The following is an 18,808-nucleotide window of genomic DNA, read 5'->3' as shown; positions in this document are numbered from 1 at the left end:
GTATACCTCCTAATTAATCAGAGAAATCATTCGATATTTCAGAAAATGGCCAAAATCTTAAGAATACTTTTCCGATAATTTGATCATCCTCTATGAGACCAAATTGTCTTGAGTCTTTACTTACTGGTCGGTTGTCTCCTAATACTAAATATTGGCCTTCAGGAATTTCACCATTGACACCGAGGTCTGATAACTCAAAGTTATCTAGATAAGAATCTCCTTTGTACGAAACATAACTTTCATCGATACGTTCACCGTTGACATAAACTTCTTTGTCGACCATTTTAACGTCGTCCCCTGGTACACCGATGACGCGTTTAATGTACGCTTCGCCTTCCTTATTATCAAATACGACAATGTCCCCATGTTCAACGTCATGCATCTTGTAAGATACTTTACTTACAAATACTCTATCTCCATCTATAAATGTTGGCGCCATGCTTGCACCATCAACGACAAATTGTGTGAGTAAAAATTGTCTCACTAAAAATACGACGACGAGGGCGACGACAATCGTCACAACCCATTCTCTAATTTCCTTTAACATACTGCCACTCCTAATTACTGTTCATTTTTCTATTTAAATAACGTTCATATAATTTTGATATCACATATAATACGACTAAAAATACAACTGATAATATAAGTCTCGTTGGTGATGTAAAAAATGTCGTTACATCGTGACCGACAATTGAAATCGATAGTATCATTATAAATTTTGCACCGATTAATATATACAAATAGACGCGTTTTTTTACGTTAGATACTCCAGCTATCACGTTGACAACAGATGAGGGAGTAAATGGTAATGACATTAATATAAATAAAAACGTAAACCCTCTTTTGTCAATGAATTCTCGCATCTTAATTAATGTTTTATGTTTATTAATATAGCGCGTTGCGGGTGCTTTTAAGAAGTTTCTAACGACTAGAAATACTGAATAACTCCCGAGTACACTTCCTAAATAACTCATCAAAAATCCAATAAAAAAGCCATACGCGTTCGTATTTAATATGACGATAACGATCAGTGGTAAAAACGGTAAAAACGATTCTATAAAGACGAGTAATAAGCCGACGAAGATACCTAAGCCATCGAACGCTTCAAATATCTGCTCCAGCCCTTCTTTAGTTGTAAACAATTCGATATATTTCTGCATCGTTTCACCTACCGATTATCGTTTGTTATATTATAACACCTTTTAAATGATGAAGCCTTAGAGAGGCAACAAAAAAACTCCCATACACATATATGTATGAGAGTTTCGGCTTCTAGTATTATTTAGAAAGTACTTCTTTAATTTGTCCGATTGCCCAGTCCAAATCTTCTTTTTCGATAATTAGAGGTGGTGCAAAACGAATGACTGTGTCATGTGTTTCTTTACATAATAGTCCACGCTCTTTTAACGCTTCACAGTATGGTCTCGCATCTTCTGTTAGTTCCATACCGATGAATAATCCGCGTCCACGTACCTCTTTTATGATTGGGTTATCGATAGTTTTAAGTTCTGATTTCATGTACTCACCGAGTTCGTTTGAGCGCTCTGCAAGTTTTTCATCGAGTAAAACGTCGATTGCTGCAATAGATACTGCTGCTGCAAGTGGGTTACCACCGAATGTTGAACCGTGTGATCCAGGAGTCATTAACTCAAGTACTTCTTTGTCTCCAAGCACAACTGATACTGGTAATACTCCACCACCGAGTGCTTTTCCTAAGATGTACATGTCTGGTTTAACGTCTTCCCAGTCACATGCGAATAATTTACCACTACGGCCAAGTCCACATTGGATTTCGTCAGCGATCATGAGAACGTTGTTCTCATCACATAACTCACGAACTTCTTTTAAGAAGCCGTCACGTGGGATGTTAATACCTGATTCACCTTGAATCGGCTCTAAGATTACAGCAACTGTATTTTCATTAATTGCCGCTTTTAATGCGTCAATATCACCATAAGGTACAAGTGGGAAACCTGGTACTAATGGGTGGAAGCCGTCTTTATATGCTTCTTCACTTGAAAGTGAAATCGCACCTAACGTACGGCCATGGAAGTTACCATTCATACCGATGATTTCTTGTTTACCATCTTCGATACCTTTCACTTCTTTACCCCAACGACGTGCTGCTTTAATTGCAGATTCAACTGCCTCAGCACCAGTGTTCATAGGAATACCCATTTCTTTTCCAGAAATTTCGTTAAGTTTATCTAACCATTCACCTAAGTTGCTTGAATAGAACGCACGAGATCCAAGTGTTACTTTATCTGCTTGTTCTTTAAGTGCTTCGATAATTTTAGGGTGACGGTGACCTTGGTTTACTGCTGAATATGCTGAAAGCATATCTAAATACTTGTTACCTTCTGGGTCTTTTACCCATACACCTTCTGCCACGTCAACGACGATTGGCAGAGGTTTATATGTTGGTGCTGCTACTTTATCAGCAAGTTGAATGATATCTTTTGATTGTGTCATACTGACACCTCCTATTATAGAAATGAATTATATTAGAACATTTCTGAAGTTGTTTTACCTTGCATGTGGAGTAATAAGTAGTCTGGTCCACCTGCTTTAGAGTCTGTACCTGACATCTTGAATCCACCAAATGGCTGGTATCCAACGATTGCTGCCGTACAACCACGGTTGAAGTATAAGTTACCAACGTGGAAGTCACGACGTGCTTCTTCTAAATGTTCACGGTTGTTAGTGAATACTGCACCTGTTAAACCGTAGTCTGTGTTGTTTGCAAATTTGATTGCTTCAGTGAAGTCTTTAGCTGTTGCGAATCCGACAACTGGTCCAAAGATTTCTTCTCTCATCACTTGGTCATCGTGTTTAAGTCCAGAGAATACTGTTGGATAAACGAAGTGACCTGTTTCATTTTCGATTTTACCACCGATTTCAAGTTTACCTTCTTGTTTACCGATTTCGATGTACTTCTCGATTTTATCTAATGACGCTTGGTCAATAACTGGTCCCATGAAGATATCTTCAGATGGGTCACCAACTGTTAATTCTTTTGTTTTTTCTACTACTTTTGCAAGTAATTCATCATGTACGTCTTCAAGTGCAATTACACGTGAACATGCTGAACATTTTTGTCCAGAGAATCCGAATGCAGAGTTTACAATTGCATCTGCTGCTTCGTCTAGATCTACACCGCTGTCTACAACGATTGTGTCTTTACCACCCATCTCAGCGATTACACGTTTTAAGTTTACTTGTCCTTCGTGAACAACTGCTGCACGTTCATAAATACGTACACCAACGTCACGTGAACCAGTGAATGATACGAATGCAGTATCTTTATGGTCAACTAAGTAGTCACCAATTTCTCTTGATGAACCTGGGATGAAGTTGATTGCACCTTTTGGTAATCCAGCCTCTTCAAGAACTTCAACAAATTTGTACGCAACAACTGGCGTGTTTGAAGAAGGTTTTAATAATACTGTGTTACCTGAAACAAGTGCTGCAGCTGCAGTACCTGCCATGATTGCAAATGAGAAGTTCCAAGGTGAGATAACATATCCAACACCTAAAGGAATGTAATCGAAACGGTTGTATTCATTTGCACGTGATTGTACTGTTTTACCATTCGCTAATTCTAAGTTTTGACGTCCATAGTAGTTTAAGAAGTCGATTGCTTCAGCAACTTCTCCGTCCGCTTCTTTCCATGGTTTACCCGCTTCTTTCACTAAGTGACCAGTAAATTCTGCTTTTCTGTCGCGTACGATTTGTGCTGCTTTGAAAAGAATATCTGAACGCATTGAGAATGAAGTTTTTCTCCATGATTCAAATGTTTCTTTTGCAACTTCCATCGCTTGGTCTGCTTCTTTACGTGTCGCTTGTGAAACGTATCCGATGATTTCTGATTTGTTTGCTGGGTTGTATACCTCACTTTTATCTTCAGTGAAAATTCTTTCACCGTTAATAACTAATGGGAATTCTTGACCGAAGATCTTTTGAGCTTCTTTAATTCCCTCTTTAACCCATGCTTTGTTTTCTTCTTTCGTATAGTCCACGAATGGTTCGTGTCTATAGTGATTCATAGAGTAATCCATAAAAAAGTATCCTCCTAAAAATAGTTTATCTTCTATTATAATCTCACATTACTATATGAGTATTCAAGCTATTAGATAGTTTTGTATAAACTTACAAATCTATGTATTATTAGTTCGTTTTTTGTAAACTAAAAAAATAAAAGACTTAGCGCTTGCTAAGTCTTTTACCGGTCATACATTTGTTCTTTTGCCTCTTTAATCCAAATAGGCATACGTTGTCGTAGGGAGTCAAAACCGTATTTTTCGGTTTGTTCAATCGTATCTAATATCGATTTTTCTGCCTTTTTCTTACACTTTTGCTTGAAGTATTCATTCTCTTTTAAGGTCAGATTTAATTTCCCATCCCTATCGTTCACTGCTAAAATTTTGCACTTTACAATCTGCCCTTTTGAAAGATAATGATGGATATTTTGTACGAAGTTGTCCATCACTTCTGAAATATGGATAAGTCCTTCTACACCATCCATCGTTTTGACAAAAGCACCGTATGGCCGAACGTTTGTTACTTTTACTTTAACAAATTGACCTGCTCGGTAGTGTTTTGTCACGAAAAAACCCCACTTCTATAACACTATTGTATAATAGCATATTTTAAGTGAGGCTTCCATTTATTCTATCTATTTATGATGATCGTCATGCACGTCTGAATTTATTTTATTTAAAACTTCTTGTTCGAACTCTTGTGCACGTTGTTCTTGTTTTTTTGAATATTTTCGAATTAATACGAACGCTACATACGCTAATACGATACAAACAACGAGCGTAATAATTCCAGGAATATATTCAGTTTTATCTTCAGGGAAATAAAGAAATTCCATCATAAGTCATTCACACACCTTTACCTTATTAGTATAACAAATTATGCGGATTTTCCTACGATGAAATTCTGACAATTATTTGTCGACTGAATTATAAAACTTCAATCGTTTCGATAACGATGTCCTCTACTGGTTTATCCATTGGACCAGTTGTTACACTTGCGATATCATCGACAACGTCCATTCCTTCGATCACTTGACCGAAAACAGTGTGGCGGTTATCTAACCATGGTGTTCCACCGAGGTCAGCATACGTTTTAATTACCTCTTCAGGATATCCAGCACCTTCTAATTGACCGAGCATGTTCATCGGAACACGAATCGCTTCTACGATGAAAAACTGTGAGCCGTTCGTGTTTGGTCCACGGTTTGCCATTGATAACGCACCACGGAAGTTAAATAACTCTTCGTGGAACTCATCTTCGAAGTCCTCATCCCAAATACTTACTCCACCCATACCAGTACCTGTAGGGTCTCCACCTTGAATCATGAAATCTTTAATAATTCTGTGGAAAATTTGACCATCGTAATAGCCGTTTTTAGCATGTGTGACGAAGTTTTCTACAGTTTTCGGTGCTTTATCTGCAAATAGTCGAACTGTAATGTCACCTTTATTTGTTTTAATAACGACACTTTGTTCGTTTTCTAATACTGTTTTGTCCATTTGTGAAAATGCCATTGATTTTTCCTCCAATATTTCAACATTACTTAAATTGTTGTATGATTAAACTTCATTTTGTTCCAACAGTCATTATAGAACATATCGTGTTCATTTAAAACCGATATTAATTCATGTATAATAAAGTCATATAATTGTGAGAAGGAGGTTATGGTGTGACGTTATTACATTTTTTAATATTACTACCATTAATAGCAGCTGTTATTATACCGGTAGTGTATAAATATCAAAAAGACATCCATCTCGGATGGTTTGTTCTACCAGTACCATTCGTTATCGTGTCTTATTTATTTACGTTAATACCAACTGTAAAAAGTGGGTCAAACATCTACTACACGTTAAACTTTATGCCAAAAATCGGCATGAACTTCGATGTATACATAGATGGCCTTGGATTACTTTTTGCCATTTTGATATCTGGAATTGGAACGTTAGTCGTTCTATATTCGATTGGATATCTTTCAAAAGATGAAAAACTCGGTAACTTTTACGTCTACCTCTTAATGTTCATGGCAGCGATGCTCGGTGTTGTGACAATTGATAACGTTTTAATGTTATATATGTTTTGGGAGTTGACGTCAATCTCGAGTTTCTTACTCATCGCGTTTTGGACGACAAAAGAACGTTCAACTTACGGCGCTCAAAAATCGATGTTAATTACGATGTTCGGTGGTTTTATGATGCTCGGTGGTTTCATTTTACTTAGCATTATTACGGAAACATTTAGCATTCGAGAAATGATTGCTTCATCAGATGTGATCGCATCAAGTGGTGTTGGAGTCATTGCACTCGTGTTAATTTTACTCGGTGCATTTACAAAATCAGCTCAGTTTCCGTTTTATATTTGGTTACCTGATGCAATGGAAGCACCAACTCCAGTCAGTGCTTATTTACACTCTGCAACGATGGTTAAAGCAGGGCTATATTTAGTTGCGCGCTTTACACCAGTGTTTATGTGGAGCTTAACGTGGGTCAATACGATTTTAATTATCGGACTCATTACACTCGCATGGGCATCATTTAACGCAGTCGTTAAAGATGATATGAAAGCAGTACTCGCATTTTCTACCGTGTCTCAACTCGGTTTAATTATGTCATTACTCGGGCTTGGAGCTTTAGCTGTCACTGCTGGTTTTAATGAAGAAATATTTACAGTCGCAGTCATTGCTGCAGTATTTCATATTATTAACCACGCGACGTTTAAAGGTGCGCTATTCATGGTGACAGGGATTGTCGATCACCAAACAGGTACGCGTAGCATTAAACGACTCGGTGCGTTAATGACGATTATGCCAATCAGTTTTACAATTACGTTAATTACTGCATTTTCTATGGCAGGACTTCCGCCATTTAATGGATTTTTATCTAAAGAAATGTTCTTAGAAGCGATGTTTGAAATTTCTCAGTCGAACATCACTATATTAAGTACGATTAGTGTTTTATTCCCATTACTTGCGATTCTCGGAAGTATATTTACTTTCGTCTATTCGATGAAATTAATATTTGGGGTATTTACTGGAGAATCATTTGATACTCCAAAAGAACCTTCTGAAGCACCGATGCTGGTGTTAATTTCACCAGTTATTTTAGCTTCGCTCGTCGTCATTATCGGCTTATTCCCGAACATTTTATCGAATACGATTATTAGTCCAGCGGCCAGTGCAATTTTAGATCGTCAAAATTTTGTCGACGTATCGATTAGTTTTTGGCACGGTGTAACACCTGCTTTACTCTCTACGATTTTAATCGTCTTAGTCGGAGCACTACTCTACTACTTTAGAGAAAGCTGGATGTTTATTTACGATTATATTAAGGAGCGTTTTACGTTAAATAACTTCTATGACCAGTCACTCGTAAACAGTACAAAATACTCTAACAAAGTAACGAATACATTATCTACAGGATTTTTAAGAACATACCTACTGTATATATTCGGCTTCTTAACAATTTTTAGTATCGTTACGATGTTTAGAACTGGTTTAAATTTAAGTCTTACAGATCTTGCACCTATAGGAATTCAAGAAGTGATTCTAATTGTTGTTATATTAGTCTCACTCGGAATTATTATGATTACAAAATCTCGTATGGTCAGTATTATTATGCTCGGTGCAGTTGGATTTAGTATGGCGTTATTCTTCGTATTCTTTAGAGCGCCGGACTTAGCATTAACTCAACTCGCGATTGAAACTGTAACGACGACTCTATTCTTAGTATGTTTCTATCACTTACCTAAAGTGAGTAAGTTACCAGAAACGCGTCAGTTTAAATTAACGAACTTCATCGTTGCAGTAATGGTCGGAGCCGTTTCGATTTTAATTGGATTATCTGCATACAGTCATCGTATATTCGAATCGATTTCTGAATATCATATCGAACACGTATATGACTTAGCTGCAGGTAAAAATATGGTAAACGTTATTCTCGTTGACTTCCGTGGTTACGATACTGTGTTTGAAACAGTGGTATTCGCAATCGCCGGAATCGGTATTTACATTTTAATGAGAATGACAAGCCTAAGAAAGGATGATGAAAATGAAGAGCACACTTAAAAGAGCCGGCTATAAGGCACTCCATCGACAAATGAACGATGTGCATTTACAGTACATCTCTAAAGTTGCGTTTTTCATCATCACGATGTTTAGTTTGAACTTATTCTTTGCAGGGCACTATACGCCAGGTGGAGGATTCGTCGGTGGATTACTCATGAGTTCAGCAGTGCTACTCTTACTGATTGCTTATGATGTAAAGACGTTAAAGAAGATGCTACCGATTCCGTTAAAATTATTAATATCACTCGGGTTACTGTTCGCTATTGGAGTCCCGTTCTTATTAATGGTGTTCGGTAATCCGTTCTTTACACATGCTTTAACAGATGTTTACATTCCATTATTAGGTGACGTGCATATCCACTCTGCAGTGTTCTTTGACCTCGGTGTCTTTTTAGTCGTATTCGGGGCAACGATACTCATTTTAATCGCAGTTGGAGGGGTGAAGGATTAATGGAATTTGTAATGATTATTCTTTCAGGTGTACTCATCGGATGTGCGACGTACTTAATCCTCTCTAAAGGTGTGTTAAGAATTATTATCGGTATTTCGGTATTATCCCACGGTGTTCACCTTATGTTACTCACGATGGGACAGTTAAAGCGCGGAAACGTTCCTATTCTAGATGAACGTGTCGAAGTGTATACCGATCCGTTACCACAAGCGATGATTCTTACAGCAATCGTTATATCGTTTTCACTGACTGCTTATAGTCTAGTGCTTGCGTTAAACAACTATAAAGTACTCGGTACAGATGATACTGAAGACATGAAAGGAAGAGACGATGGTTATTAACTTATTACTTATATTGCCATTAGTCATTCCAGGTCTTGCTGCGGTGATTATGTTACTCGTCGGTAGAAACCCTGTGTTACACCGAGCAATCACAACACTCGCAAGTATCTTAATGGTAATTTTTTCAATAGTTATTGTACAGCGTATATATACAGATGGTGTGTTAGTTACAAATATTGGTAACTGGCCTGCACCATTTGGAATTACAGTCGTTTACGATATGTTAAGTGCTTTACTCGTATTAACGACATCGATCATACTGTTTTTCGTTACAGTCTATTCGTTCCAATCGATTGGCGTTAATAACGAACGTTATTTCTATTATCCAATGATGTTATTTATGATCATGGGTGTAAACGGCGCGTTTACTACTGGAGATATTTTCAACATGTTTGTATTCTTCGAAGTGTTTTTAATCGCGTCATATGTATTACTTACAATTGGTAGTAGTACGATTCAGTTACGAGAAGGCTTTAAATATTTAGTCGTTAATATTATTTCATCGAACTTTTTAGTACTTGGAATTGGATTTTTATATTCTGTTGTTGGTAGTTTAAACATGGCAGATATCCACGTGAAGCTATCTAATTATGACGGTAATTTAACGGTCATTACGTTAATCGGTGTCGTTATTATGTTTGTATTCTTAACTAAAGCAGCGGTATTCCCGCTCTACTTCTGGTTACCAGATTCATATAACGCACCACCAATCCCAATACTTGCAGCGTTCGGTGCATTACTGACAAAAGTCGGTGTGTACGCACTCATGCGTACGTACAGTCTATTTTTCAATTTAGACTATAGCTATATTAGTACTGTTTTACTCGTCTTATCGATCTTAACGATTATTATCGGATGTATTGGTGCGATTTCAACGTACGACATGAAGATGGTCATCATCTATAACATTATGATTGCGATTGGGTTTATTATCTCAGCTGTCGCAATGCTCGATTTAGATGGTATGATCGGTAGTATTTACTACCTCATTCATGACATGATTATTAAAACAGCGTTATTCTTACTCGTTGGTTTTATCATTTATAGAACTGGTAAACATAACGCAAAAGATATACACGGCTTAATGTCAGTTCACCCAGTCGTTGGTTGGACATTCTTCTTAGCAGGATTATCACTTGCAGGAGTTCCACCATTCCCTGGTTTTTTCGGTAAAGTGTATATCGTGAAATCATTATTTATAAATGAACACTATATTTCAGGCGTCATTATTTTATTCTCTAGTTTAGTGATTCTATACAGTATTATGAGAGTATTTATACACGTGTTCTTCGGTGAACACGCTGTAGAAGAAGAGTTAAAACCAATGAAGACTGATAAACTGCTCTTTAGTGCGGTTGGACTCGTTATCGTATCCATCGTATTCGGTTTAAGTGCAGATTTCTTATATCCATACTTTGAAATGGCTGCACAAGCACTCGCAGATCCGTTTGTTTACTCAGAATATATTATGGGGGTGGAGTAAATGGCAATACAAGTATTACTCAATTTCTTACTCGCATTCCTTTGGGCGTTTATGAACAACAGTTTTACAGTGAGCACTCTCGTGATGGGGTATTTAATGGGGCTAATTGCCGTATCCATATTACGTAACTTCTTACCAGGTACGTTTTACCTCATCCGCGTATGGAGAATTGTTAAGTTATTCTTCGTATTCGTTTATGAGTTACTCGTTGCAAACATCGAAGTTGTAAAAATCGTCCTTCAACCAAAAATGAACGTATACCCTGGATTCTATGCGTATCCGTGTGATTTACAAAAGGATTGGGAAGTCGTACTTCTATCTTCTCTTATCACGTTAACACCAGGTACAGTCGTCGTTGCAATTAGTGATGACTTTAAGACGCTATATATCCACGGGGTAAACTTAGTCGATGCCGATAAAGAAATCGAGGCTATTAAAAACTCATTTGAACGTCTCATTAAAGAGGTGGGTCGTCCATGATTTCATTTTTACAAGTCATATTCATTATCGCAATTATTGGAATGGCAGTCGCGCTCGTTATCGCATCGTATAGAATTATTAAAGGACCGACGTTACACGATAAAATCGTAGCGTTAGATGCGTTTGGAGTTATGTTAATGGGAACAATCGGGATTTTCTCAGTCCTACTTGACACTCCGTACTTAATCGTTGTAATTATGATTATCGGTATGCTCGGTGCTGTCGGTACAATCGCAATGGCGAAGTTTTTAGAGAAAGGATGGGTGATCGATCATGATAGAGATCCTGATGACTAGTATCGTAACGATACTCGTATTAAGTGGGGTATTCTTTTCAATCGTTGCAGGAATCGGTATCGTGAGACTTCCGGACATGTACTCACGACTCCACGCAGCAAGTAAAAGTTCAACACTCGGTGTATCACTCGTTCTACTCGCTGTTTTCTTATACTTTTGGTATTTTGAAGAGCGATTTGAAATCACATTGCTACTCGCACTCGTATTCATTTACATCATTGCACCAACAGGTGCACATATGCTTGCAAGAAGTGCCTTCCACTCAGATGTAGAGCCGTATAAACTAACAATCTTAAACGAATTACGACGTGACGAACTTGGATACGAAGAACTCACAGAAGAAGATAAATTAAAAATTGAACAACGTAAAAAAGAGCAAGAACTTGATGAATAACAAAACGCCCATTCTAGAAGGCTAGAATGGGCGTATTTTTGTGGATTGAATTTTGGGTTTATATCATTTCTGTTAAATATCTCATCGATCTACCAATTCTTTAAAAATTTCATCATCTTCAGTTAAAATTTCATTTATCAAGTTTAAATCTAAATTGTTTTTCTTAACTTCTAATGATATTTTATCGTTATCTTCAATGAATTGAATTGTATCATTTACATTAACATCTAAGGCTTTTAAAACATTCTCTGGGATTTCTACATTAATAACTTTATTATTAATTTTGAGTTCGCTTAAAACTTTCATACAAATCACCTCATGTTCTATTTATATAAAAATGTTGTTTTAATATTATACCATGAAGATAATTATTATTAATTAATTTCACCTTACAAAATACCTCCCTAAACCTATTTTTGATTTAGAGAGGTATAAGTTTACTTCATATTCGTCAAAGTCATTCGTCCAACTGCTGTGATTTTTCCTTCATCGTTTGTAATTTCTGCTGTCCAAACTTGTGTTGTTCTACCGATATGAACTGGTACTGCTGTTGTTGTCAGTTTACCTGATGATACAGGTCGAATATGGTTGACGTTGATTTCAACGCCAGCTGCATATCCTTCTTCAACGTTTTCAGTACCACCAAGTGACGCTGCTGTTTCGATTAAGACAGCATTCATACCACCGTGTACGATACCAAATGGTTGGTGCATTGCTTCAGTAATATCGACTTCAATGACCGCACGTTTCTTATTTAACTCAATGATTTCGATGTTAAATGCTTCTAGTAAATTAGTCATACATAGAACCGTCTAAAATGTAGTCAACGACTGTACGGATCATCACACCACTCGCAGCTTTTGGACCATATGCATTTTGTTTTGCAAACTGCGATGTACCAGCGATATCAAAGTGTAACCACGGATAATCTTCAGTAAACTGATTAATAAATGCCGCTGCAAACGAAGCTCCACCGTATGGACGTAAGTTACTGTTTAAAATATCTGCAACTTGTGTATCTTTTACTGCCGCTTCATCGGATTCATCCATCGGTAAGTGCCATAACTTTTCACCGACTTTTTCTGATGATTTTAAAACGTCTTCTAAGTATTGTCTACTTTGATTTGTAAATAAACCTGTACGTGACTCTCCAAGTGCTCCGATTACAGCTCCAGTGAGTGTCGCAAAGTCCATAATTACGACTGGTTTATGTGTAATTGCTTCAGTAACAGCATCCCCAAGAACGAGACGTCCTTCTGCATCTGTATTTGTAATTTCAACGCTTAACCCGTTTTTAGCGATGACGACGTCATCTGGACGGTTTGCATTGCCTTTTACCATATTTTCAGCGAGCGCAAGTACTGCTACAACATTTACTGCACGTTTTTGATCGACGAGTGTCTTCATCATACCAAGTACGTTTGCTGCTCCACTCATATCGTATTTCATCGACACCATGCCTGTACGTGGTTTTAATGAATAACCACCTGAATCGTAAGTGATTCCTTTACCGACAAGTGCAACAGGCGCTTTATCACTATTTTTATACTCAATCGTAACGAGTCTTGGTTTTCTCTCAGAACCGTCACCGACTGAATGAAGGAGACCATAGCCTTCTTCTTTAAGTGTTTTGTCGTCTTTTACTGAAATTGTAACGTTGTCTTTTCCAGAAAATTCTTTTTCAATTAACTCGACAAGTGATTCTGGATACAGTACGTTTGGAGGCATTTCACTTAAGTTACGACTGAAGTTCATCGCCTCTCCAGCTTGTTGACCTTCTTTCAGTTTGTCTTCGTTTACCTCTTTATTAAAAGATAACGTTAACTCATAAGGTTTAAAATCTTTTTTATAGTTGAACGGCTCGTATACACTAATTTCACCCATTAAGCCGACGTCGTATAAAAAATCGTCGTCTGAACTAAATGAGTCAACGTATAGATACGCATCTGTTACTTTATCTTTTTTAAGTGCTTGTAATACTGTACCGAACGCTTCTTGAAGCTTTAATTGTGTTAAGTCTTCAGATTTACCGAGACCAACTGTATATACTTTTCTTACGTTTGTTTGTAACACTGCACTCGATGATTCGATTTTTTTGAATTTTGACTGGATGACTCCAGCATCAATATATGATTTAAAGTTCCCATTAAATAATGCATCGAGTTCTTCGAAGTTTGAGTCGTTTTCAAAGTCTTCTTTTACACCGATGACGATTGCTTTGTTGTTGTCGTTTAAATTACTTTCAAAATTGTACTTCATATACTCACTCCTAGAACATTTGATAGCCAAGCTTACGTAAGTAGCGTATTGTTAATCCGGCTAATATAATACCGATAAAACCACTTAATAATATAATTACGTCAAAAATTTGGACGTTAATAATATTACTCCACGCTTCTTTAAATGCAGTGTTTGGCGATTTTATGTACTCTACAGTATCAATTCTGTCGATGATTAAAACAACGATTACAGGATAAACAACTGCCATAATCCACGTCATTTTTAAAATCATATTTAATATAAAACTAATACCGTAAAAGAGTACGAAATATAAAATGATAGATATAAATACTTGAACGATATTCACCGTGACACCTCTATTAAAAAAGCATGAGTATGATCAATACTCATGCTTAAAATTTTCTTACAAGAATTTACCTTTTGTGAATCCTAGTACTGGTCCACCAATTTTAGCGACTGCACGTGTATCGATTACTTTCTTCATAAATGCAGCTGATTTACCTTTAATTTCTTTACCATAAACGACACCGATACCGTTTTTAGCACCTAATGAACAAACTGTTCCTTTGTCGTCATATACGAATGGTTCAACTTTTTTACCACGTAATTTTGCAGAGATAATTTTTGCAGTGTGTTCACCAAGTTGCATCGCAATTTGTGCTGTCGTTGGATATGGACGTGCGTTTTCGCCTGTTCCGTTCATAACCGCTGAAACGTCACCGATTGCGTATACGTTGTCGTATCCTTCAATTGTTAAGTCATCTTTAACGATGATTCTACCGCGCATAACGCCGTCGAAGTTTTCTTCCATTAACTTGTTACCACGAACCCCTGCAGTCCAGATTCTGTTGTTTGCTTTAACTGTTTCTTCTTTATCGTTAATTTTAACGACGAATCCTTCTTCGTTTGCAGCAACGATTGGTGTTCCGAGTAAGAACTTAACGCCTTTACTTTCTAAGTACTTTTTAGCGTAACCGCTGAGATCTTCACTGAACATCGGTAACATTGAAGGCATTGCTTCTACACACGTAATGCTTACGTCGTCGTAGTTAATATCTAAGTTGTCACATAAGATTGGAAGTGAATCTACTAATTCACCGAGGTACTCAATACCTGTGAATCCTGCACCACCAACTACGATTGCTAAGTCATTTTTATCTTTAGACTCTAAGTAGTTGTTGAAGTTCTTTTCAACTAATGCACGTGCTTTAAGTGCAGTTTGTGGGCTCGTAATTGATTCGGCATGTTCAGCCATTCCTTCAATTCCGAATGTTTCTGATTCGAAACCTAATGCAACGATTAAAATGTCATACTCGACATTTCCTTTTGTCGTTTCAACTACTTGGCTGTCTTTATCGATTTTTGTTACTTCAGCAACAACGAAGTTTGTTTTCATGTTGTCTACAACTTTATTAATTGGGTAAACGCCGTCTTCCCAGTTAATCGTACCTGCAGCTGTTTCATGTAACCATGTTGCTTCGTAGTGGTACTCATTTTTATTGATTAAAGTAATATCTGCTTCAGATAAACCTAATTCTTTTTGAAGACCAACTAATGCGCTAAGACCTGCGTATCCTCCACCGAGGATTACAATTTTCTTTCTTTCGAAACTCATCACTACATCTCCTAAATTTTTATAATATAAAAACGCTAATATATATAACATAATATTAGCGTTTCCAAGCATATATTTCAAGCATTCCCTAACAATTTAACATTGTTCTGGAGTGCCTTTATTTGTTTTTGTTCTAAATGATGCTCCGCATCCACATGCAACGCTCGCTAGAGGGTTATCAATCGTGAATCCACCACCGAGTAACGACTCTTTAAAATCGATTGTCGTACCATCCACGACACCGATATCAAACTTATCCACTAACACGCTCACTCCGTGATGTGTAAATACTAAATCACGCTCAGTAGGTTCTTCTTCAGCAGCCATACCATACGTTAGACCCGTACAACCGCCACCCTCAACTTTAAAACGTAAATAGCCGTCTTGCATGTTATTATCTTCTAACATCGTTCTTACTTTATCTGCAGCAGCTTTTGTTAATGTCACTCGACTCATTTTTGTCACCTCTCTGATTCACTTATCTTTATTATAATGAATCTTTGATATAATCAAAAATATCTGGCTCGTCATCTTTTTTTAATTGTTCTAATACACGAACGAGTAGTTGTTCATCTGTCTTTGCCGCAACGCGTTTTCCTTCTACGATACAAAACGCAGTCCGACTACATACACCACAATCATTCGTGCATTCGTAATCCATAACGTCCACGTCGTCTTTATCCATTAAGTGTTCGTAGGTGTGTTTAGACGTTTTTTCAATGTTTGATCGGCAAAATTCTACGAGTTTCATATGATCACCATAAAAATAAAAACTAGAGAATTGACTCTCTAGTTTTAGAATACTTGTTCAATTTCAACGAAACCAGGTACTTCTTCTAGTAATGCGCGTTCGATACCCGCTTTAAGTGTAATCGTTGAACTTGGGCATGTACCACATGCACCGAGTAAACGTAACATAACGACGCCATCTTCAACGTCAACGAGTTCAACGTCTCCGCCATCTCTTAATAAGAACGGACGTAATTTATCTAAAACCGCATCAACTTGTTCATACATAGTGTCTTTTGTTGTTGCCATATATATCACTCCAAAAACGTTTATAGAGAAATCACTCTGTAAATATATTATAATAGATTAAACGATAAAAATCTATCGGTATATAGGAGGATTCGTATATGAGCTATTCAGTAAATGTCTACGGAAGAGACGTCATTTGCGCGAGCTGTGTAAACGCACCGAGTTCAAAAGATACGTATCAGTGGTTAGAAGCATTATTCAGTAAAAAATATCCAGACGCGGACATTCGTGTAAACTACATCGACATCGACCGCGACGAAAACTTTTCAGACTACGACGAAGAGTTAATAGAACAAATCAACAACGACGAGTTATTTTATCCACTCGTCACAATCAACGACGAAGTCATTCAAGACGGTTACGTCCAATTAAAACCAATCACAAATTGGTTTGAAAAAAATGGTGTTGAATAAGACTTTGTGGTGTTGGACGACGCGCTCACTTCGGTGAGCGTTTTTTTGTGGCGTGGTTTGTGTTTTTTTATCCTAAAACAGTAATTGAATCTCTTCTTAAGATTTTATTTAACAATAATTTCGTGATTTTGTTAGATATCTCGATTTATTTAACAAATTTCGAGTCGGCGACCCGTTTTTTGTTAATTATAATTTTATATCTAACAAAAATGACCCTAAATGCCGAGTTTTTGTTAATTATCTGCATATATTTAACACTTTCACCATTTTTTTGTTAATTAAGATGAAAAACCTAGTTTAGATCGGATTTCTGGGAGTCAATTTGTGTCTTTTTTATTTCTAAATAGTAATAAAACAACTTCTCATAATTATATCTAACAAAAATATCGTGATTCTGTTAGATATCGGTCAAGTCTTAAATATTGTGTAAAATAAAAAATCTCTCTGTTATTCTTTAGCTTCCACGAATGCGCTCACTTTTCTATTTGTTTCTTTATAGGCTTCATTCGCATCAAGAAGAAGTGCGCCAATTAAACGAAATGCAGACTCGATATTTGGAAATACTCTAACAACGCGCTCACGACGTCTTAACTCACTATTTAGTCGTTCGAGTGCGTTTGTACTTTTTAAAAACTTTTGTCTAGCCGCTGGACACATTAAACATTGAATCGCATCGTCAAATCCACTTTCTAAAATTTCTACCGCGTGATTAAATCTTGGATCCTCTGATACAAAGTCTAAAAACTTCTCTTTTGCTTCTCGTGCATGTTGGGGTGTTGTCGTATGAAAAATCTCTCTCAATAATTGACGCGCAACAGTTGAACCTTTTTTAGGCATTACATTCGTAATGTTTCTTAAGAAATGGACTGTGCATCTTTGCCAAGGTGTGCCCGGGAACTCTTCTTGAATCGCCTGCTTTAAACCTTGATGTGAATCTGAAGTAATGAGTTCTGGTTGTGTTAACCCACGATTTTTTAAGTCACGTAAAAAGTGCCCCCAGTGATTCTTACTCTCAGCATCATCCACTTTAAACCCAAGTACTTCACGATGACCATCTACACCAATACCGAGCGCAATATACACAGCTTTAGAGACGATTCTATGATTCTCACGTACTTTAATATACATCGCATCTACTGATACATATTTAAATATATTGTGTGTTAATGAACGCTCCGCGAAGTCTTGGATTTCTGGATCTAATCGTTTCATCACGTTAGATACGAATGATTTCGAGACACTTTCTCCGACTAGTTCTTCCACAATTTTAGTGACTTTACGCGTAGACACACCGCTGACTACCATTTCAATCAAAGAAAGCACGAGCGCCTGGTCCTTTCTTTGCCACTTCTCAAATACCTGTGGTGAAAACTCTCCGGAACGTGTTCGTGGGACTTCGAGTTCAATTTTTCCAACTAACGTTGTGAACCCTCGGCGATAACTGCCATTACGATAGTCTTTTCGACTACTGTTTCTTTCATATGAGCCAATACCCATGTATTCATCTCGTTCTTCTTGCATCACTTGATTTAACACTAAAGTTAGAAGACCCTTAGTCATTTCATTAAGGTTACTTCCAGAGATATCCTCTAGAATTTTTTTCATATCTACTGTAAAATTAAGTTGAGTCATTTGTATTCTCTCCCTGTTAATTTTTGTTGGTAACTGAATTATAACAGAGAATACGATGGCTCTTTTTTTCTATTTTACACAATTATATGGACGTAACTTAGATATCTCGATTTATTTAACAAATTTCGGGTCGTCGCCCTGTTTTTTTGTTCATTATAATTTTTTATCTAACAAAAACGACACTGAATTCCGGGTTTTTGTTAATTATCTTGATATATTTAACACTTTCACCATTTTTATGTTAATTAAGTTGAAAAACCTGGTTTAGATCGGATTTCCGGGAGGCAGTTTGTGTCTTTTTATTCCTAAACAGTAATAAA

General features: G+C 36.9%; 24 protein-coding genes. 8 read left to right on the top strand and 16 right to left on the bottom strand.

Annotation, left to right across the window (positions count from 1 at the left end; translation table 11 throughout):
• Nucleotides 1-13: 13 nt before the first annotated feature.
• The 7 genes from lepB to CJ229_RS08320 all read right to left on the bottom strand — a co-directional run bounded on the left by lepB (nt 14) and on the right by CJ229_RS08320 (nt 5,555).
• Nucleotides 14-547: a signal peptidase I gene (lepB, locus tag CJ229_RS08350; RefSeq protein ID WP_070457411.1), complete on the bottom strand. Its 534-nt coding sequence runs from the start codon at nt 545-547 to the stop codon at nt 14-16.
• 10 nt (nt 548-557) lie between these two features.
• Nucleotides 558-1,160 carry a TVP38/TMEM64 family protein gene (locus tag CJ229_RS08345; protein WP_068127778.1) on the bottom strand — a complete coding sequence of 201 codons (603 nt, stop codon included), beginning with the start codon at nt 1,158-1,160 and terminating at the stop codon, nt 558-560.
• Nucleotides 1,161-1,278: 118 nt separating this feature from the next.
• Nucleotides 1,279-2,472, bottom strand: a complete 1,194-nt coding sequence (locus CJ229_RS08340; RefSeq protein WP_040929361.1) for an ornithine--oxo-acid transaminase — start codon at nt 2,470-2,472, stop codon at nt 1,279-1,281.
• 32 nt (nt 2,473-2,504) lie between these two features.
• Nucleotides 2,505-4,058: an L-glutamate gamma-semialdehyde dehydrogenase gene (gene pruA / locus CJ229_RS08335; protein ID WP_371327357.1), complete on the bottom strand. Its 1,554-nt coding sequence runs from the start codon at nt 4,056-4,058 to the stop codon at nt 2,505-2,507.
• 164 nt (nt 4,059-4,222) lie between these two features.
• On the bottom strand, nt 4,223-4,606 hold the full coding sequence (gene ygs, locus CJ229_RS08330) for a S1 domain-containing post-transcriptional regulator Ygs (RefSeq protein WP_040929362.1): 384 nt from the start codon (nt 4,604-4,606) through the stop codon (nt 4,223-4,225).
• A gap of 69 nt (nt 4,607-4,675) precedes the next feature.
• On the bottom strand, nt 4,676-4,879 hold the full coding sequence (locus CJ229_RS08325) for a hypothetical protein (protein ID WP_068127769.1): 204 nt from the start codon (nt 4,877-4,879) through the stop codon (nt 4,676-4,678).
• A gap of 88 nt (nt 4,880-4,967) precedes the next feature.
• Nucleotides 4,968-5,555: a peptidylprolyl isomerase gene (locus tag CJ229_RS08320; RefSeq protein WP_102167788.1), complete on the bottom strand. Its 588-nt coding sequence runs from the start codon at nt 5,553-5,555 to the stop codon at nt 4,968-4,970.
• 155 nt (nt 5,556-5,710) lie between these two features.
• On the opposite strand from CJ229_RS08320, the gene CJ229_RS08315 reads away from it, so the two are divergent.
• Genes CJ229_RS08315 through mnhG form a run of 7 tightly spaced genes read left to right on the top strand, consistent with a single transcriptional unit; the run spans nt 5,711 to nt 11,549 of the window.
• Nucleotides 5,711-8,104 carry a Na+/H+ antiporter subunit A gene (locus CJ229_RS08315; RefSeq protein WP_102167787.1) on the top strand — a complete coding sequence of 798 codons (2,394 nt, stop codon included), beginning with the start codon at nt 5,711-5,713 and terminating at the stop codon, nt 8,102-8,104.
• Nucleotides 8,088-8,555 carry a Na(+)/H(+) antiporter subunit B gene (locus CJ229_RS08310; protein ID WP_102167786.1) on the top strand — a complete coding sequence of 156 codons (468 nt, stop codon included), beginning with the start codon at nt 8,088-8,090 and terminating at the stop codon, nt 8,553-8,555. The genes CJ229_RS08315 and CJ229_RS08310 overlap by 17 nt, the downstream gene beginning before the upstream one ends.
• Entirely contained in the window at nt 8,555-8,896 is a 342-nt protein-coding gene (locus tag CJ229_RS08305) for a Na(+)/H(+) antiporter subunit C (RefSeq protein ID WP_102167785.1), read from the top strand. Before CJ229_RS08310 ends, CJ229_RS08305 begins: the two co-directional genes overlap by 1 nt.
• Complete coding sequence (locus CJ229_RS08300) at nt 8,886-10,379, top strand: Na+/H+ antiporter subunit D (RefSeq protein ID WP_068127758.1); 1,494 nt, start codon at nt 8,886-8,888, stop codon at nt 10,377-10,379. The genes CJ229_RS08305 and CJ229_RS08300 overlap by 11 nt, the downstream gene beginning before the upstream one ends.
• Nucleotides 10,380-10,859 carry a Na+/H+ antiporter subunit E gene (locus tag CJ229_RS08295; RefSeq protein WP_068127756.1) on the top strand — a complete coding sequence of 160 codons (480 nt, stop codon included), beginning with the start codon at nt 10,380-10,382 and terminating at the stop codon, nt 10,857-10,859.
• Entirely contained in the window at nt 10,856-11,155 is a 300-nt protein-coding gene (locus tag CJ229_RS08290) for a Na(+)/H(+) antiporter subunit F1 (protein ID WP_070457398.1), read from the top strand. Before CJ229_RS08295 ends, CJ229_RS08290 begins: the two co-directional genes overlap by 4 nt.
• Nucleotides 11,148-11,549: a monovalent cation/H(+) antiporter subunit G gene (mnhG, locus tag CJ229_RS08285; protein WP_246827393.1), complete on the top strand. Its 402-nt coding sequence runs from the start codon at nt 11,148-11,150 to the stop codon at nt 11,547-11,549. The genes CJ229_RS08290 and mnhG overlap by 8 nt, the downstream gene beginning before the upstream one ends.
• Before the next feature lie 81 nt (nt 11,550-11,630).
• Here the strand turns inward: mnhG and CJ229_RS08280 are convergent, their stop codons facing one another.
• The 8 genes from CJ229_RS08280 to CJ229_RS08245 form a co-directional block, all read right to left on the bottom strand.
• Nucleotides 11,631-11,855 carry a hypothetical protein gene (locus tag CJ229_RS08280; protein ID WP_070623173.1) on the bottom strand — a complete coding sequence of 75 codons (225 nt, stop codon included), beginning with the start codon at nt 11,853-11,855 and terminating at the stop codon, nt 11,631-11,633.
• Between the two features lie 131 nt (nt 11,856-11,986).
• On the bottom strand, nt 11,987-12,349 hold the full coding sequence (locus CJ229_RS08275; protein ID WP_070623170.1) for a hotdog fold thioesterase: 363 nt from the start codon (nt 12,347-12,349) through the stop codon (nt 11,987-11,989).
• Nucleotides 12,342-13,808, bottom strand: a complete 1,467-nt coding sequence (locus CJ229_RS08270) for a leucyl aminopeptidase family protein (RefSeq protein WP_102167784.1) — start codon at nt 13,806-13,808, stop codon at nt 12,342-12,344. The genes CJ229_RS08275 and CJ229_RS08270 overlap by 8 nt, the downstream gene beginning before the upstream one ends.
• A 10-nt stretch (nt 13,809-13,818) precedes the next feature.
• Complete coding sequence (locus CJ229_RS08265) at nt 13,819-14,136, bottom strand: YuiB family protein (protein WP_052327367.1); 318 nt, start codon at nt 14,134-14,136, stop codon at nt 13,819-13,821.
• Between the two features lie 57 nt (nt 14,137-14,193).
• The gene (locus tag CJ229_RS08260; RefSeq protein WP_102167783.1) at nt 14,194-15,405 is read right to left on the bottom strand and encodes an NAD(P)/FAD-dependent oxidoreductase; all 1,212 of its coding nucleotides are present in this window, start codon (nt 15,403-15,405) and stop codon (nt 14,194-14,196) included.
• A 96-nt stretch (nt 15,406-15,501) separates the two neighbouring features.
• Nucleotides 15,502-15,861, bottom strand: a complete 360-nt coding sequence (locus CJ229_RS08255; protein WP_068127736.1) for a HesB/IscA family protein — start codon at nt 15,859-15,861, stop codon at nt 15,502-15,504.
• 31 nt (nt 15,862-15,892) lie between these two features.
• Nucleotides 15,893-16,156: a DUF1450 domain-containing protein gene (locus CJ229_RS08250; protein ID WP_068127732.1), complete on the bottom strand. Its 264-nt coding sequence runs from the start codon at nt 16,154-16,156 to the stop codon at nt 15,893-15,895.
• Between the two features lie 44 nt (nt 16,157-16,200).
• Entirely contained in the window at nt 16,201-16,443 is a 243-nt protein-coding gene (locus tag CJ229_RS08245) for a NifU family protein (RefSeq protein ID WP_040929377.1), read from the bottom strand.
• A 98-nt stretch (nt 16,444-16,541) separates the two neighbouring features.
• On the opposite strand from CJ229_RS08245, the gene CJ229_RS08240 reads away from it, so the two are divergent.
• Nucleotides 16,542-16,856: a YuzD family protein gene (locus tag CJ229_RS08240; RefSeq protein WP_102167782.1), complete on the top strand. Its 315-nt coding sequence runs from the start codon at nt 16,542-16,544 to the stop codon at nt 16,854-16,856.
• A gap of 447 nt (nt 16,857-17,303) precedes the next feature.
• Here the strand turns inward: CJ229_RS08240 and CJ229_RS08235 are convergent, their stop codons facing one another.
• A complete protein-coding gene (locus tag CJ229_RS08235; protein WP_317846515.1) occupies nt 17,304-18,488 on the bottom strand; it encodes an IS256 family transposase in 1,185 nt (394 codons plus the stop codon).
• Nucleotides 18,489-18,808: the final 320 nt, after the last annotated feature.

Origin of the sequence: Nosocomiicoccus massiliensis (assembly GCF_002871345.2) — a bacterium.
GTDB lineage: Bacteria > Bacillota > Bacilli > Staphylococcales > Salinicoccaceae > Nosocomiicoccus > Nosocomiicoccus ampullae_A.
Note: the sequence above shows the minus strand (reverse complement) of the source record. Positions and strands in the feature narration are given on the sequence as shown.

Excerpts from the sequence above, each read along its gene's own strand:
- CJ229_RS08235 (WP_317846515.1), bottom strand. The coding sequence starts at position 18,488 with ATGACTCAACTTAATTTTACAGTAGATATGAAAAAAATTCTAGAGGAT.
- CJ229_RS08310 (WP_102167786.1), top strand. The coding sequence starts at position 8,088 with ATGAAGAGCACACTTAAAAGAGCCGGCTATAAGGCACTCCATCGACAA.
- CJ229_RS08300 (WP_068127758.1), top strand. The coding sequence starts at position 8,886 with ATGGTTATTAACTTATTACTTATATTGCCATTAGTCATTCCAGGTCTT.
- CJ229_RS08270 (WP_102167784.1), bottom strand. The coding sequence starts at position 13,808 with ATGAAGTACAATTTTGAAAGTAATTTAAACGACAACAACAAAGCAATC.
- CJ229_RS08340 (WP_040929361.1), bottom strand. The coding sequence starts at position 2,472 with ATGACACAATCAAAAGATATCATTCAACTTGCTGATAAAGTAGCAGCA.
- CJ229_RS08260 (WP_102167783.1), bottom strand. The coding sequence starts at position 15,405 with ATGAGTTTCGAAAGAAAGAAAATTGTAATCCTCGGTGGAGGATACGCA.
- CJ229_RS08305 (WP_102167785.1), top strand. The coding sequence starts at position 8,555 with ATGGAATTTGTAATGATTATTCTTTCAGGTGTACTCATCGGATGTGCG.
- lepB (WP_070457411.1), bottom strand. The coding sequence starts at position 547 with ATGTTAAAGGAAATTAGAGAATGGGTTGTGACGATTGTCGTCGCCCTC.
- CJ229_RS08255 (WP_068127736.1), bottom strand. The coding sequence starts at position 15,861 with ATGAGTCGAGTGACATTAACAAAAGCTGCTGCAGATAAAGTAAGAACG.
- CJ229_RS08275 (WP_070623170.1), bottom strand. The coding sequence starts at position 12,349 with ATGACTAATTTACTAGAAGCATTTAACATCGAAATCATTGAGTTAAAT.
- CJ229_RS08245 (WP_040929377.1), bottom strand. The coding sequence starts at position 16,443 with ATGGCAACAACAAAAGACACTATGTATGAACAAGTTGATGCGGTTTTA.
- CJ229_RS08295 (WP_068127756.1), top strand. The coding sequence starts at position 10,380 with ATGGCAATACAAGTATTACTCAATTTCTTACTCGCATTCCTTTGGGCG.
- CJ229_RS08325 (WP_068127769.1), bottom strand. The coding sequence starts at position 4,879 with ATGATGGAATTTCTTTATTTCCCTGAAGATAAAACTGAATATATTCCT.
- pruA (WP_371327357.1), bottom strand. The coding sequence starts at position 4,058 with ATGGATTACTCTATGAATCACTATAGACACGAACCATTCGTGGACTAT.
- mnhG (WP_246827393.1), top strand. The coding sequence starts at position 11,148 with ATGACTAGTATCGTAACGATACTCGTATTAAGTGGGGTATTCTTTTCA.
- CJ229_RS08250 (WP_068127732.1), bottom strand. The coding sequence starts at position 16,156 with ATGAAACTCGTAGAATTTTGCCGATCAAACATTGAAAAAACGTCTAAA.
- CJ229_RS08240 (WP_102167782.1), top strand. The coding sequence starts at position 16,542 with ATGAGCTATTCAGTAAATGTCTACGGAAGAGACGTCATTTGCGCGAGC.
- CJ229_RS08290 (WP_070457398.1), top strand. The coding sequence starts at position 10,856 with ATGATTTCATTTTTACAAGTCATATTCATTATCGCAATTATTGGAATG.
- CJ229_RS08280 (WP_070623173.1), bottom strand. The coding sequence starts at position 11,855 with ATGAAAGTTTTAAGCGAACTCAAAATTAATAATAAAGTTATTAATGTA.
- CJ229_RS08320 (WP_102167788.1), bottom strand. The coding sequence starts at position 5,555 with ATGGCATTTTCACAAATGGACAAAACAGTATTAGAAAACGAACAAAGT.
- CJ229_RS08345 (WP_068127778.1), bottom strand. The coding sequence starts at position 1,160 with ATGCAGAAATATATCGAATTGTTTACAACTAAAGAAGGGCTGGAGCAG.